This window comes from Kitasatospora sp. NPDC024654 (assembly GCF_055559155.1).
The window spans coordinates 71152-85749 of record NZ_JBVHLF010000023.1 but is presented as its reverse complement, the minus strand read 5'-3'; the positions used below and the strand labels follow the sequence as shown (position 1 = coordinate 85749).

10 protein-coding genes and 1 pseudogene are annotated in these 14598 nt (G+C 71.2%); 7 read left to right on the top strand and 4 right to left on the bottom strand.

Annotated features, from left to right (window positions below; translation table 11 throughout):
* The first annotated feature begins 55 nt into the window (after positions 1-55).
* Positions 56-994 carry a serine hydrolase gene (locus ACZ38L_RS16545; protein ID WP_465693570.1) on the top strand — a complete coding sequence of 313 codons (939 nt, stop codon included), beginning with the start codon at positions 56-58 and terminating at the stop codon, positions 992-994.
* A 734-nt stretch (positions 995-1728) separates the two neighbouring features.
* Positions 1729-2664 (top strand): hypothetical protein, encoded by a 936-nt coding sequence (locus ACZ38L_RS16540; RefSeq protein WP_465693566.1) that lies wholly within the window; start codon positions 1729-1731, stop codon positions 2662-2664.
* A 666-nt stretch (positions 2665-3330) separates the two neighbouring features.
* On the opposite strand, the gene ACZ38L_RS16535 is transcribed toward ACZ38L_RS16540, so the two are convergent.
* Both ACZ38L_RS16535 and ACZ38L_RS16530 read right to left on the bottom strand, forming a co-directional pair.
* Positions 3331-3777 carry a hypothetical protein gene (locus ACZ38L_RS16535; RefSeq protein ID WP_465693562.1) on the bottom strand — a complete coding sequence of 149 codons (447 nt, stop codon included), beginning with the start codon at positions 3775-3777 and terminating at the stop codon, positions 3331-3333.
* Positions 3778-4411: 634 nt separating this feature from the next.
* Positions 4412-5008 (bottom strand): hypothetical protein, encoded by a 597-nt coding sequence (locus ACZ38L_RS16530; RefSeq protein ID WP_465693560.1) that lies wholly within the window; start codon positions 5006-5008, stop codon positions 4412-4414.
* Positions 5009-5861: 853 nt separating this feature from the next.
* Here ACZ38L_RS16530 and ACZ38L_RS16525 point away from each other — a divergent pair.
* Complete coding sequence (locus ACZ38L_RS16525) at positions 5862-7058, top strand: DUF4149 domain-containing protein (protein WP_465693557.1); 1197 nt, start codon at positions 5862-5864, stop codon at positions 7056-7058.
* A gap of 556 nt (positions 7059-7614) precedes the next feature.
* Here the strand turns inward: ACZ38L_RS16525 and ACZ38L_RS16520 are convergent.
* Positions 7615-8199: a hypothetical protein gene (locus tag ACZ38L_RS16520; protein WP_465693554.1), complete on the bottom strand. Its 585-nt coding sequence runs from the start codon at positions 8197-8199 to the stop codon at positions 7615-7617.
* A 1474-nt stretch (positions 8200-9673) separates the two neighbouring features.
* Between ACZ38L_RS16520 and ACZ38L_RS16515 the strand changes: the two genes are divergently transcribed.
* Together ACZ38L_RS16515 and ACZ38L_RS16510 are read left to right on the top strand one after the other, a co-directional pair.
* Complete coding sequence (locus ACZ38L_RS16515) at positions 9674-10294, top strand: DUF6230 family protein (RefSeq protein WP_465693550.1); 621 nt, start codon at positions 9674-9676, stop codon at positions 10292-10294.
* Between the two features lie 100 nt (positions 10295-10394).
* Positions 10395-10748: pseudogene (locus tag ACZ38L_RS16510) on the top strand (DUF6114 domain-containing protein); the annotation flags it as partial.
* 36 nt (positions 10749-10784) lie between these two features.
* Here ACZ38L_RS16510 and ACZ38L_RS16505 read toward each other — a convergent pair.
* Entirely contained in the window at positions 10785-11504 is a 720-nt protein-coding gene (locus tag ACZ38L_RS16505; protein WP_465693547.1) for a hypothetical protein, read from the bottom strand.
* 667 nt (positions 11505-12171) lie between these two features.
* Between ACZ38L_RS16505 and ACZ38L_RS16500 the strand changes: the two genes are divergently transcribed.
* A complete protein-coding gene (locus tag ACZ38L_RS16500) occupies positions 12172-13455 on the top strand; it encodes an alpha/beta hydrolase (RefSeq protein WP_465693544.1) in 1284 nt (427 codons plus the stop codon).
* A gap of 240 nt (positions 13456-13695) precedes the next feature.
* Positions 13696-14436 carry a chitinase gene (locus ACZ38L_RS16495; RefSeq protein WP_465693542.1) on the top strand — a complete coding sequence of 247 codons (741 nt, stop codon included), beginning with the start codon at positions 13696-13698 and terminating at the stop codon, positions 14434-14436.
* The last annotated feature ends 162 nt before the right edge of the window (positions 14437-14598 follow it).

The window sequence follows — 14598 nt, the reverse complement described above, 5'->3', positions numbered from 1 at the left end:
AACGCCCATAGTGTCTTCAGACTGCTCAAAGCGGCGCTCTCTAGCGTCATCCAGCATGTCGATGCGTAGTGTCTTCCTGACCAGGCTGCTGACGCCTGTCAGCATTCTCGCGGCCGCGGGAGCCATCACCGTGCTGCTGCAAGGGCACCCCGGTGCTGCCGAGAGTCACCCGCGAATGTCCGCCGTGGCCGACTCGACCTCCTCCCCCGTGTCCGCGAACTCCTCCGCGTCCGCGAAGCCCTCGGCGAGCGTCTCGGCCACTCCGGCCGCCGCCTCCGCCCCGGTCGCCGACGCCGCGCTGCGCAGCGCCGTCGCCCAGGCCAACGGAGCGGCCTCGGTCTCGGTCACCGACCTGAGCACGGGGCAGTCGCTCACCTACGGCGCGCCCGGCCACGGCTTCGCCACCGCCAGCATCGTCAAGGTCGACATCCTGTCCACGCTGCTGCTCCAGGCCCAGGACCAGGGCACCACGCTGACCGCGGCACAGCAGAGCCTCGCCACCACGATGATCGAGAACAGCGACAACGACTCCGCGACCGCCCTGTGGAACGAGATCGGCCAGGAGAGCGGTCTGAACGCCGCGAACCAGCGGTTCGGGCTGACCTCCACCTCGGGTGGCACGGACGGCAACTGGGGTCTGACCTCGACCACCGCCGCCGACCAGGTGCAGCTGCTGCGCCAGGTCTTCACCAGCGACTCGCTGCTCTCCTCCGCCTCGCGCGGCTACATCCAGGGGCTGCTCGGCCAGGTGGAGAGCGACCAGCGCTGGGGCGTGAGCGCGGCGGCGAGCGGCAGCGACTACGCGGTGAAGGACGGCTGGCTGCCGCGGTCGGCGACCGGCCTGTGGGTGATCAACAGCATCGGGATGGTCGAGCGGGACGGGCACGAGCTGCTGATCGCGGCGGTCTCGGACGGCAATCCGAGCGAGTCCAGCGGGATCTCCCTGGTGCAGTCGGTGGCCCAGGCGGCCGCCGGTTCACTGAACGGGAGCTGAGCCAGGGTCACTGGTGAGTCGGCCCGGGGCGCGGTGCCGAGATTGCTCCCGGTCCGTTTCCCCGGACCGCTCTCCGAACCCGGCGTGCGACTCTCGCCGCACCGGGCTCTCCACGGTTCCTGCCGTCAGGCGGGGTTCGCAGGGGGCCACGGGGTTGGGATCTTGTTGCCCCGGTAGGTGTAGCGGGAGACCGACACACCCTCGATCCGGAAGTACTCGACCCCGTCCGCCGCGATCCTCCACCGCCCGGAGGCGGCGAGGTGTCGGCGGACCTGTCAACCCGAGCGGAGCCAGCGCGACGGCGACCTCTTCGCGCAGCGCTTCAGTGTGCTCGCGCGCGCCGTGCACCAAGACGACGAGGAGAGTCGGCGGCGGGAATCTCACCCGCCGCCGCTCGCAGAACCGTGCTTAAACCTCTCGGCTTACACGGCTCCCCTTGCCCAACCGTGGGGCCTTACACCAAAGCGCCAGTGTGCGAATAGGTTCGGGGCCGCGGTCGGCGACCGGAGACCGGGATCGCCGCGACTACCACCCGCACCGGGCCACGCATCGAGGCCCGTGCGGCACCCCCTCGGGCCCGGACGGACAGGCGCTGGACCCGCGGGCGACGCACCGGCGGAACCCGGGAGTACCCGCTGGATCCAGTACCCCTCATGAACGTATGTCCTCGCATGGGTGTATGAATTCCCTGCTGGATCTATGAAGAGGCCAGCACTTCTCTTCGAGGGGGACCATTGCGTAAAAGTACGCTCAAGCGTGCCGCCGCGCTCCTGATCGGGGCCGGCGCACTCGCGGCCGCCACCGCACCCGGGGCCGTCGCCGCCCCGGCGCCGCGGCTGACCACCAAGGCCGCGCCGATCGTGCGCACGATGCCGCACACCAACCCGGCGGCCCGGACGGCGAAGGCCACCCCGATCAGCATCCAGCTGAACCCGGGTCAGAGCCTGCAGTCCGGCGCCAGCATGAGCGCCGGCGACACCACCCTGGTGATGCAGTCCGACGGCAACCTGGTGCTCTACCTGGTCGCCAACAACGGCACCCACATCCAGCCGCTGTGGAACTCCGGCACCTACGGCAACGCGGGCGCCTACGCCCTCATGCAGTCGGACGGCAACTTCGTCATCTACAAGCAGGGTGGCGGGCCGTCCAACGGCGGCGCCCTGTGGAACACCGGCACCTGGGGCAAGTCGGGCGCCTTCCTCGTCCTCGTGGACGGCGACCTGCTGGTCGGTGCCTCCGGTGTCGCCGATCCGTACTGGCAGACCACCACCGGGTTCATCCCGACCGTGGTCAACGGCCAGTACACGGACCAGCCGTCGGACACCATCGCGTCCGGGCAGGGCCTGGTGCCGAACACCTGGGTGGAGTCGAGCTCGACCATCCTGATCATGCAGGCCGACGGCAACCTGGTGCTCTACCGCAAGAGCGACGGCACCGGCATCTGGGCGTCCTGGACCTTCGGTCACCCGGGCATGGACGCGGTCATGGACTCCAGTGGTGTCTTCGCCGTGGCCAACAGCAACGAGGTGCTCTGGAACACCGGCACCTGGAACAACCCCGGCGCGTACGCGAAGGTGCAGTCCGACGGCAACTTCGTCGTCTACTCGCAGGGTGGCGGCCCGTCCAACGGCGGTGCCCTGTGGAACACCGGCACCTGGGGCAAGGCCTGATCCTCGCACGGGCCTTCGGGCCCTGAGGTGACCCAGTGGAGGGGGCACCCGTCATCCGACGGGTGCCCCCTCCTGTCATCCGGACCGCCGACGCGATCCGCGACACCCACGACGTCGACCGGCTGGTCACCCTCCGCACCGATCTGGCCGACCTCACGCAGGTGCGCGCCTCGCAGCCGAGGTACGAGATCGGCCACCACGTCGACAGCCTCGAGGACGGCGTCACCGCCACCCACCGGCTCGTCACCGCCCCTGCCCTCGCCGCCACGACCGGACGGTTCTTCGACCGCACCCGCCAGGCCAAGGCCCACCCGCAGGCGTACGACGCCCTTGCCCGGGGGCGAACTCTGGCGCCGCAGCCTTCAGCTCGTCGACCACCCCGACACCATCTGACCGCTCCGGGGGACCCGGGCAGCCATCTCCGCCCAGCCGGGGCGGGCCGCGAGGCGGATCAGGAAACGGCAAGGCGGTCGGCACCGGCGCGCCCGCGCGGAAGACGCCGTCCGGCTCCCGTTCCAGCGGGGCCGCCTCGGGCCGCCGGACCCGAGGGCCACCCTGATGCCGCGGCGCACGACGGTGGCTGCGGCTTGACGGGCCCGGCGCCCGGCGGAGGCGCGGTCGGCTCCGCCTTCGTCGGCTGGTCCGACGTGGGCCGACGGCGGCAGGTCAGGACGGTGTGTTCTTCCGGATGCGCTTGGCGAGCGTCGGGTCGGACTCCCACCACAGCCCCGCCGGGCCCCCGCTGCCGCCCTCGTCGGCGGCCGGGGCGGGGGTGGGTGCCGCGGTGCTGTCGTCTTCGACGCATACGCGGTGGACCAGGCCCGGGATGGCGGTGATGACACCCAGGACCGGCACGATCGCGGTCAGCAGTCCGTAGCCCGTCTCGAAGGCCCGCACCCGGCACTCGCCGTCCTCGGGGACCTCGATCGCGATGGTGTTGGAGCGGCCACCCCTGGCGCTGACGCGCAGCGAGCGGGGGCCCGGGTCGACCGGGAAGACGGCGGATCCGCCCTGCCTGAGCTTGCCGACCGTGGTGTCGTCGATGACGACGTTGAGCCAGGACGCCCGCTTGAGAGACGGCTCCTCCGAGCGTATGAGCACGAATCCGGCCACGGACTGGCCCCCTTGATCGCGATCGACGAGTGGACGCGCAGATCATATAGAGGTCCGATGAGGCACCGGGTGCCACCGGCCCGAAGCAGCGGGCCGGCCCTGCTGCGCGGATCGGCGGCAGAGGTCGACGGCCGGGGCCAGGAGGCGGGGTGCGAGCCGAGCGGCCGTCGGCGACCGCCGGGCAGGACGTGTGGGGAGCCGGATGCGCCAACCGCAGGTCCGGTTCGGCGGTCGGGGACGGGAGGACCGACGCCCAAGACGGCGTACGGCCTCCCGTCCCCGACCCACCAGTGCTGCTTTCCGATACTCAGGGACTCGAGTTTCGAGTCCGGTGACTGCCTAAACAAGATCGTGTTACGAGTTCCAGGGACCGCGGCCCCAGGACGCCCTCTCCAGGCGAGGGCGTCCATGAGGCAGCAGTATGCCGACTGCGGCGTGATCCAGCTCTCGGCGATGTCTCGGTGTCAGTCAGGTCACCGTATCGCGACGCTGGATCACGCTTCGCCGGTCACGGAGAAGGTCTTGACCGAGCGCGTCCTCGATCCATCGAAGCGTCCAAGGGCGGCGGCCCCTCAACCGCCTCCCCGCGGTCGTCAAGACCATCACTACTCTGGATCTTCTGGAGAAAGCCTGATCAATCCCGGTAGTCGCCACCCTCGTGGCCGCCCTCGTGGCCACCCTCGCCCTCGCCGCCCTCGCGCTCGCCACCCTCGTGACGGTGGACCACTCGGAAGCTGGCCACCACACCGTCGTGGACGAAGACGTCCTCGTTGCAGTGCGGGTTCACGCCGTCGGCGGAGCTGTGGGGCCCGACGGTGGCGATGGGAGCGCCGTTGTCACAAACCGCCCCACGGAAGACCTCGACGGTCTTGTGGCTGTCGTTGCGAATGTTCAGGCTCCGGGCACCCAGGCCGCTGACCACGGTGATGCAGTCGCCCGCACGGGAGGAGTACGACCGCTCGTTGATGTGGATCCGGCCCTCCTCGTGGTGCCGACGGCGCTCGTGGCCGCCGCCCTCGCTCTTGCCCTCGTTGCCCTTGCCGTCGTTGCCGGCGGGAGCGACCACCTGCTGGACAGCCGGGACCGCCGGGGCCGCCGGGGCCGCCTGGGCCGCCTGGGCCACCTGGGTAACCGGCTGGGAGGCGGCCGAGGAGTAGGTGAGGCCGGTCACGGCCATGGCCGCGGCGGCACCGAGGGCCGCCGTGACGGCGGTGGCTCGGGTGATCTTCATGGAACTTCTCCTGTCTCTGTCGGCTGGTACCACCGACCTGATCTCTGACGGGCGACTGGACCGCCGACCCGTGATTTGAACGTACTGACGGCGGTCATATCGGGCATATCGAAGGGCCGGCGCCAGGGAGCCAAACGGGGCATCAGAGCGGGTCCCCGCCTTGGCTGATGTGATGTCAGATTTGTATGAAAATGGGGATATTGACATGACATTGACCCTTTCAGGTGACCACTGACACCTGCTCACTCCTTCGGCCGCAGGACGCCGGGACACGCCGACACGACGAGATGAGTCGCCATCAGGGAACGAGGCACCCCGGCGCCGACAGGCCAGGAATGAGGCGCCACACCCCATCCAGGACTCCGCGATGCCGTTGAGACCGGACCCCGGGCGCGAGCGGCTCGGCCGACGGGTGCGGCGGCCTCGCGATCCCCGCTCGCCGGGCTTCCCCACTTACTTCAGGGGTCGACGATCTGAGGGCGGAGCAGGCACGGGGAAGGCCACGGGCGCTCATCAGCGGCGCGCGCTCCAGGCCCGAGAGCCGCGCGGGGCACGCTCACACGACCGGTCGGGGGCGATCGGCGAACGGCTCGCCGACACGGGCGCGCCGGGGCGCGGCCTCGGAGCCGGTGCTCGCACCGATCACGGAGGATCGGCCGACCGGCATGACACGCCTCGATCGCGGCCGGGGTGACGGTGGCCGCCCGGCGGGCGCCGAGCCGCTTCTCCACGGGCAGTTGCCACATTACTTAGGTATGGCTAACCTAAGCTCCCGCCCGTCTCCCTTCCACTCCCCCGTGAACGAGGAAGGCCACCCGTGCCCTCGCCTTCGCTACCCCCTGCCCTGACGTCCTTGGCAGCCGCCGCACCCTCGACACCGCTCGGCCCCTTCATGGACAGTGCCGTGGCCTGGACCACCTGGGTCACCCTCATGGGCTTCGTCGGGCTGACCGCCCTCGCGTTGCTGTCCGCGGGCCCGGCCGCCGTCCGCACGGCGCCGAGCGCCCTTCCCGCGGTCACCTCCCGGCTCGCCCGGGCCGGCGTCGCCCTCGGCCTGCTCGCCGTCCCGGCGGCACTCACCGACCTGGCGCACGGCGCCTCGAAGAGCCATGGCTACGACTACACGGCAGCCTGGAACTCCCTCTACGACGGCAGCAGCAGCGGCCTGCTGTCCGGTCTCGAGGTCACCCTCTCCCTCGTCGGCGCCGCCCTGATCGCCCCGCTGGCGGTCCGTTCGATCGCCGCCGGCCAGGCGCGCCGATGGCTGCTCGGCACCGGCCTGGCCGCGGGTTCGGTCGCGCTCGGCACCACCAAGTTCCCCGCCAAGGTGCCTGCCGACTGGGGTCGCACCGGCTTCGAGACCCTGATGTGGATGCTGCACCTGCTGGGCGGCGGGGTCTGGCTCGGCGGCCTGGCAGGCCTGCTGCTGATCGCCGCCCCCGGCGTGATACCCACGGCCGAGCGGCGCGCCTTCTGGTCGCTGGCCATCCGGCGCTTCTCCGTCTGCGCCATGAGCTGCGTCGCGGGCATCACCCTGTCCGGCCTGTTCCTCTACTGGGAGCACGTGGACGGGCTGAACCAGCTGGTCACCACCATGTACGGGCGCGTGCTCGGCGTGAAGATCCTCATCTTCGGCGGCCTGCTGCTCCTCGGCCTGTTCAACCAGTTCTGGCTGCATCCCCGGATCGAGGCCCTGCGCGACGAGGGCGACGAGCGCCCGCTGTCCAGGCTGCTGCTCCGCGAGTTCCCCCTCGTGCTCTCCGTCGAGGTCCTGCTCGGGGTGTCCCTGCTCTTCGTGGCCCCGTTCCTGCACGGCTCCGCCCGCAACCAGGCCTTCCAGGCGCAGGCCGCCGCGCACTCCGCCCACCCCGTTCCGGCCAAGAAGCTGCCGAAGCTCGCAGCGAAGCAGGCCAGCACGTCCACCTGGGCCTGGGGCACCGCCGAGACGATCGCCGTGGTCGCCCTGATGGCCGGGGGCTACCGCTTCTCCGGCCAACTCGCCCGCCGCCGCTCGACGACCGTCCTCTCCCTGTCACCCCTTCCGGACTGATCCGGAACAGGACCCCTGCGTCGAGCCGTGGACCTGGACGGGGGTCGGGGGTGGCGGGACGGGGCGGGCCGGCCGGCCCGCTCGGCCGGGGTGCTGGTCGAGCGAGGTCCTGATCTCGCTCCGCGGGGCGCTGCCGGGGCGCGCCGCGGTGTAGCGGAAGAGCTTCCAGTGGGCCGTGTCCGGCTTCTCGGCGACGCTGGGCTGGGTCGTATATCGAAAGCAACTGCCGTCCGCCATAGCGGAGTTCACCGACATCGCGGCCCGGAAACTTCGAGATCCCCAACAGGGTCGAGCTCACGAGTTCCAGGGACCGCGGCCCCAGGACGCCCTCTCCAGGCGAGGGCGTCCGTGAGGCAGCAGTATGCCGACTGCGGCGTGATCCAGCTCTCGGCGATGTCTCGGTGTCAGTCAGGTCACCGTATCGCGACGCTGGATCACGCTTCGCCGGTCACGGAGAAGGTCTTGACCGAGCGCGTCCTCGATCCATCGAGGCGTCCAAGAGTGGCGGCCCCTCAACCGCCTCTCCGCGGTCGTCAAGACCCATCACTGCTCCTGATCAGTCCTCGTAGTCGCCGCCCTCGTGGCCACCCTCGCGGCCGCCCTCGTAACGGTGGACCACTCGGAAGCTGGCCACCACTCCCTTCTCGACGAAGACATCGTCGTTGCACTGCGGCTTTACGCCGTCGGCGGAGCTGTGGGGCCCGACGGTGGCGATGGGAGCGCCGTTGTCACAAACCGCCCCACTGAAGACCTCGACGGTCTTGTGGCTGTCGTTGCGAATGTTCAGGCTCCGGGCGCCCAGGCCGCTGACCACGGTGATGCAGTCGCCCGCGCGGGAGGAGTACGACCGCTCGTTGATGTGGATGCGGCCCTCCTCGTGGTGCCGACGGTGGTGGCGGTGCTCGCCGCCACCCTCGTTGCCCTTGCCCTCGTTGCCCTTCCCGTTGTTCCCGTTGTTCCCGTTGTTTCCGTTGTTTCCGTCGTTGCCGGCGGGAGCGACCACCTGCTGGACGGCCGGGGCCGCCTGGGTCGCCTGGGTCACCGGCTGGGAGGCGGCAGAGGAGTAGGTGAGGCCGGTCACGGCCATGGCCGCGGCGGCACCGAGGGCCGCCGTGACGGCGGTGGCTCGGGTGATCTTCATGGAACTTCTCCTGTCTCTGTCGGCTGGTACCGCCGACCTGATCTCAGACGGTCGACTGGACCGCCGACCCGTGATTTGAACGTACTGACGGCGGTCATATCGGGCATATCGAAGGGCCGGCGCCGGGGAGCCAAACGGGGCATCAGGGCAGAGCGGACCTATCTGATGAATCGTCAGATTTGTATGAACATAGGGAGATTGACGTGACATTGGCCCTTCCAGGTGACTGCTGACACCTGCTCACTCCTTTGGCGGCAGGGCGCCTGGAAGGGCCGACGCGACGAGGTGAGCCACCTTCAGGGGGCGACCGCCTCCGCGGACACCGGCGCCCCGTCATCGACGTGAGCCGGACCCGCTCACCCCGGTTCCTCACCTGCGGGCAGCTGGTCTGAGGGAACGACACATCCCTGGGGTCGCGGTTCAGTCAGACCGCTCCCGGGGCCGGCCCGGTGTGGCGGCCCCGGGCGGCCCCGGACGGCCGGGCCCCGGCACGCCGGCGACGCCGCAAGCGCCCCTGGCAGGCCAGGCCGGGCCGGACACGCAACGCACGGGCGCCCCCGCGACCATCGCTCGCCGCCCCCACCCGCCTCAAGAACCGACGGTCCGAGGACCGGGAGCAGGAGTAAAGGAGAAGCACGGATTCTCATCAGCGCGCACAGCGGGCCGGCCGGTCCACTCGACCAGGGGCGGAGGGCCTCCTGACGGCGTCCGGGATCAAGGAGGACCGGGAAACGGCGGCCAGCGGACGGCATCCGCGGCCAGCCGGAGGCCCTGGGGTCGGCCGGTGGACCGGTGCCGGCATGCGCCGGCGGCGGGGCGGGGCTCGACCTCTTCCCCGCGCGGGATGACCGCGCCCGCGAGGCCCGCCCGTCCCGCACCACCGGCTTCACCCGCCGCCGCACCGCGCACCCCCGCGAGGGACATGAACTCCTCCGGTCACCGCCCCCGGCGCAGGGCGCCGACGAGCGGAAACAGCGGTACGCCACCCGCGCCGGCGTCGCGGGCACTGGCGGCACAGGAGAGCCGGGAGCACCTGCCGGTGGGTTCCGGGAGCGGGAGGTGCCTCACCGTCAGGGGAGGCCGGGAGGTCCGGCAAGTCATCCGGCGGCTGTGGGAGCCCCACCTCGGCACCAGGGCCATGGGGCGGTCCCGGACACGCGCGAACCGGAACCGGACCGGCTCTCCGGTCCGCACGGTCGCTCGCCCCCTGCCAACCGGATGATCCTCTTGACGCCCCTGGGGGTGCTGACCAGCGGGCCCCATGCCGTGGCCGATGGGCCACCGGGGTGATGTGCGGCGACATGGTCGGCAATGTGATCGCGAATGGTTTGCCGGGCCATGTCTCGTACCGCATGATCGGCCGTATTCGGTCATTTTCAATCCCGGGCAGCCGGTGCGGTGTCCCTTAGGCCTATTCCCGGCCGGTCGCACGAGCAGGGCCCGGGAGCCACGGTCCACGTCAGGGAGAGACGGCATGTCGCAACCCTTCGGCAGGACCCGCTGGAAGCGCTTCGCCGTCATCCTGCTGCCGTCTCTGGCGGCCACCGCGGTTCTCGCCGCCGGCGTGGCCCAGAACGTGCTCGCCGCGTCGTTCCTCATCTCCGGGGAGGAGTTCAAGCTCTCCGCCGACGAACTCCACGGTGACGGCTTCAGCCTGTACGGCACGGTGGACCTCACCCGTGAGCACGTCGAGGTGCCGGTCGCGGTGACGGGGTTCGAGTCCGCCACGATCCGCGGGCTCTGCCAGTCCGCCGTCTTCCCGATTCCGGTACTCGGCCCCTACACGCTACGGCTCACCGGTGGCCGGCGACCAGCCACCGCGAAGGGATTCTTCATCGACGCGAAGCGCCTGGCGGCCGACCAGGCGAGCAGCCACCACCTCGACATCGGGGTGGCCGCCGGCTCGCTCACCAGTGGCGAAGTCAGCCCGGGCGACCGGGACTCGCGCTTCTTCAACCCCAACAGCCTTGCGCAGCAGGCGAGTTCGATCAACCTGACCAACGTGCGGGTGACCGCGGTCGCGGTGTCCGCCGGCAGCCTCGACGTTCCCGGGCTGGACGTGTCGCTGGCGCGAGGCCGGAACGAGTGCTTCTGACCCCTCCGCCCCGACGACACGCCTCAATCCCGCCGACAGCACAGGGAGTCGCCACGTGTGGAACGCAACCACGGCCCCGCGCTCCGGGCCGCGCGAGGCGATCGCCACGACCCGGCGGGAGTTCCGGGCCTGGCGCGGCACCCGCCCGTTCTGGGCCGGCCTGCTGACGCTCAGCGCCGGTCCGCCGATCCTCTACTTCCCCTACACGCACCTCAGCCTGGGCAGTCTCGGCCTGGCGCTCTCCACCACCGCGGGCGCGGGCTCACTTCTCATCGGGAGCCTGCTGATCACGCTGGGTCTCACGCTCTGGTTCCAGCAGCAGCTGCGGATCTTCGCCGGGGTCGCGACGATCCTGCTCTCACTGGTCTCCGTACCGGTCGCCAACTTCGGCGGCTTCCTCCTGGGCCTGCTGCCCGGGCTCATCGGCGGCTCGCTGGCCTGCGCCTGGGCCCCGCCGGAGGACTGACCGTCTCCACCGGGGCCGGCCCGGTCAGGAGATGGGCGTCGGCAGGTCTCCGGCCAGAAGCATCTGCGGGACCTGGCTGAAGTCCCAGCCGTCACCTTGCCGGGTGAACACCCAGACCACGTCGAAGCGCGCGTCCGGCCAGGTGGCGGGCGGTGTCGGGGTGACCGACCCGAGATGGGCGACGATCGCGGGGATGCTCTCGTGCTCCCAGGCGACCAGGACGTCGCCGGAGGCGGCGAGCAGGGCGGACGCCAACTGCGCCTCCTGCCCCTTGGCGAACTGGGTGTCCGGCGTGCCACCCAGGACCGCCGCGACCGGGGTGACGGTCTCCCACGGGCGCTTGCTGGCGCCGCTGGGATCGGCGGCGTACACGCTGGTGGGCCGGGTGAGCCCGGGGCGCGGCGTGGCGGGGGCGCCGGCGGCGGTGCGCGGGGCGAACAGCCCGGCCAGGGCGCCCGCGCGGGTCCAGCCCTGCACGGTGAGCGACTTGTCGTCCTTGTCGCCGTCGGAGGTCACGCCGTGCGGAGCGCCCGAACCGGTGGGCTTCTCGGCGTGCCGGATCATCATGAGCACCTGCGGGCCCGCACTGCTGCTGGCCGCCGCCAGGGCGCCCACCGGCTGCTCAGTCGCGGCGGCGGTCTTCGCCTTGGCGTGATCCGAGCAGCTGCTGAGGGCGGGCACCGCCGCGGCTGCCGCCACCATTGCGAGCACCGCTCGCCGCCGGGGCCGGTCGTCTTCTGCCATCTCCACCACCTCCATGCAACGTCGCTTCGATCAAGGGTATTCGGCGCGCGACGGCGAGGAGGACGCGGCTTGGTGCTCGCTCTCGGAGCACGCACGGGGCCGCGACCGTCCCGGGGACACCGTCCCGGGGACAGGCTCGGGACGGCGTCGACGGCAGGCCGTGAACGACCGTGCCGGCCAGCACCACGGCTCCCCCGCGAGGAGCCCACCTCCGCCGCACTTCGCCCTCCCTCGGCGCTCCGCGAACTGGCCTGTGCGCGAAGGACGGTAGGGGCCTTCGTTGTGGAAATCATGTGCGTCCGGACGGCTGCGGACGGGTGCGTCAGCTCGGCCCCGGAAAGCGCAGCGCACGTTCCCGACCACCGTCACGGACGCCCGGCTCACAGGGAATCCACAAGATCCGGCCCTAACGTCGCGCGTGATCCGCCGGATCACCCGACACCAGCAGCCAACCGAGCGCGCGCTGCCCACACACATCCCACGGCGATGTGGCCGCGCTCTGCCCGAAAGCGAGCACCGACGCGATGCCCAGGACCAGAACCCACCGGGCCCTCGCTCCTCGCGCGACGGCAGCCGGGTGCGCCGGCGTGCCGCTCGCGGCCCGCGAGGCCCGGAGCCCGTCCGACGGCTCCCGCGGCGCTCCCGCGCCGAGCGGCACCCTGCCGACGTGCTGGTCGAACGGCGTCCGGGCTTGAACGTCTCCTTGCTCGACGGTTGGTTCCCCTGGGCCCTCCAACTCGCCGCCGCCGCTGTCTTCCTGCTCGCGCTCGGCTGGCGGGACCGGCGCTGGCGGCTGCGCCGGGCACCGATCGCCCTCGCCGTCGCGGCGCTCGTCACGGCGGTCGGCGCGGCCACGGTGCCGGCGCTGGCCGGGATCAACGACCCGATCCCGTCCGGTCTGTGGCTGTGGACCGGCGTGACGATCGCGGCGTTCACCGTGCTGGGCTTCGGCTGGCGCAGCGCCCGCTGGTGGCGACGGCTGCTGGCGCCGGTGGCCGCCCTGCTGTCCCTGGTGGCGGCGGCCAACGCGCTCAACATCTCGACCGGTTACTACCCGACGCTGGACGACGCGATCGGTGAGCTGAGCGGCGCTCCGCTGCCGGATCAGATCACCCTGGCCCAGCTCGGCACGATCCACGGCCGGACCACCACCGGCCGGATCGTCCAGGTGGACATCCCGGACACCGCCAGTGGCTTCGCGCACCGCCAGGAGCTGGTCTACCTGCCACCCGCCTGGTTCCGCAGTGTGCACCGGCCCAAGCTGCCGGTCCTGGAGATGATCGGCGCCGAGTTCGCGGCGCCCGACAACTGGATCCGCGCCGGTGACGCGGTGAAGACGGCGGACGCCTACGCGGCCAAGCACCACGGCTTCGCCCCGGTGCTGGTGTTCGCGGACGCGACGGGCGGCTTCAAGGTCGACACCGAGTGCGTGGACGGCCCGCACGGCAACGCCGAGGACCACCTGGTCAAGGACATCCCGCCGTACATCGAGAAGACCTTCGGCACCGCCACCGACCCGCACAAGTGGGGCGTGGCCGGCTGGTCGATGGGCGGCACCTGCGCGATCGACCTGACCGTCGAACACCCCGGCGTGTTCACCCACTTCGGGGACTTCTCCGGCGACCACGGTCCGTACATCGGCGACCAGGAGAGCACCATCCAGCAGCTCTACGGCGGCAACGCGGCGGCCTGGGCGGCACACGACCCGGCGACCGTGCTCGCGCACCACGCCAAGTACAAGGGCGTCTCCGGCTGGTTCGAGGACGGCGACCAGGAGCGCAGTCAGATCAAGGCGGCACAGGAGCTGAGCGCGGCGGCCAGGAAGGACGGCATCCGCACCGTCGTCACCACCGGCTCCGGCGCGCACACCTGGCAGACCGGCGCGGCCTCCTTCGCCCAGGCACTGCCCTGGCTTTCCCAGCAGCTCGGTCTGCAGGGCACCCACCCGTAGGGCGCCCGATCCCGGATGGGGCCGCTCCGGCTCCGCCTCGGCTTCGGCCTCCGAACGGTGGGCCGCCGTCAACCGCGGACGGGATAGTCATCCGGTGGGTGACTTGTCGTCAATTTTGGCTGGTCCATGCTGAATTCGTGCCATGCTGCGGCCGTTGCTTCGTCCTCGAAGCTCCGAGTATCCGAAACAGCCGCCCCCAGTGACTCGAGCGGCGCGGTCCGCGCCACCCAAGGAGTACAGATGTCCCTGTCCCGTGCCTTGTCCCGAACCCGGTCCCGTGTGCTGGCCGTGCTGGGCGCCGCAGCGGTCGCGAGCGGGCTGGCGGTCGCCGTTCCGGCGGTGCCCGCTTCCGCCGCCGGGTCGTTCGTGGTCAGCGAGGCACAGTTCAACCAGATGTTCCCGGACCGGAACACCTTCTACACCTACCAGGGCCTGGTCAGCGCGCTGAGTGCCTACCCGGGATTCACCACCACCGGCAGCGATGCGGTGCGCAAGCGCGAGGCGGCGGCCTTCCTGGCCAACGTGAGCCACGAGACCGTTGGCCTGAAGTACGTCGTCGAGCAGAACACGGCCAACTACAGCCACTACTGTGACCCGAGTCAGCCGTACGGCTGTCCGGCCGGCCAGGCCGCCTACTACGGGCGCGGCCCGCTGCAGCTGAGCTGGAACTTCAACTACAAGGCGGCCGGTGACGCCCTGCACATCGACCTGCTGCACAACCCGTACCAGGTGGAGCGGGACCCGGCGGTGTCCTGGAAGACCGGCCTGTGGTTCTGGAACAGCCTGAACGGCGCCGGGACGATGACCCCGCACGACGCGATGGTCAACGGCAGGGGCTTCGGCGAGACGATCCGCAGCATCAACGGCGACCTGGAGTGCAACGGCAGGAACCCGGACGAGCGCAACGACCGGATCAACCTCTACAAGCGGTTCGTCGGCGTCCTCGGCACCGACGTCGGCGGTGGCGACATCTCCTGCTGATCGGCCGAGGGGTGCGGGACTCGCCCACCGTTCGCTGACGGTCCCCCAGCCGGACCGGCGGCTCCCGGGCGTGGGGGGGGGGGGGGGGGGGGGGGGGGGGGGGGGGGGTGGGGGGGGGGGGGGGGGGGGGGGGGGGGGGGGGGGAGGGCAGAGGAAAAGGGG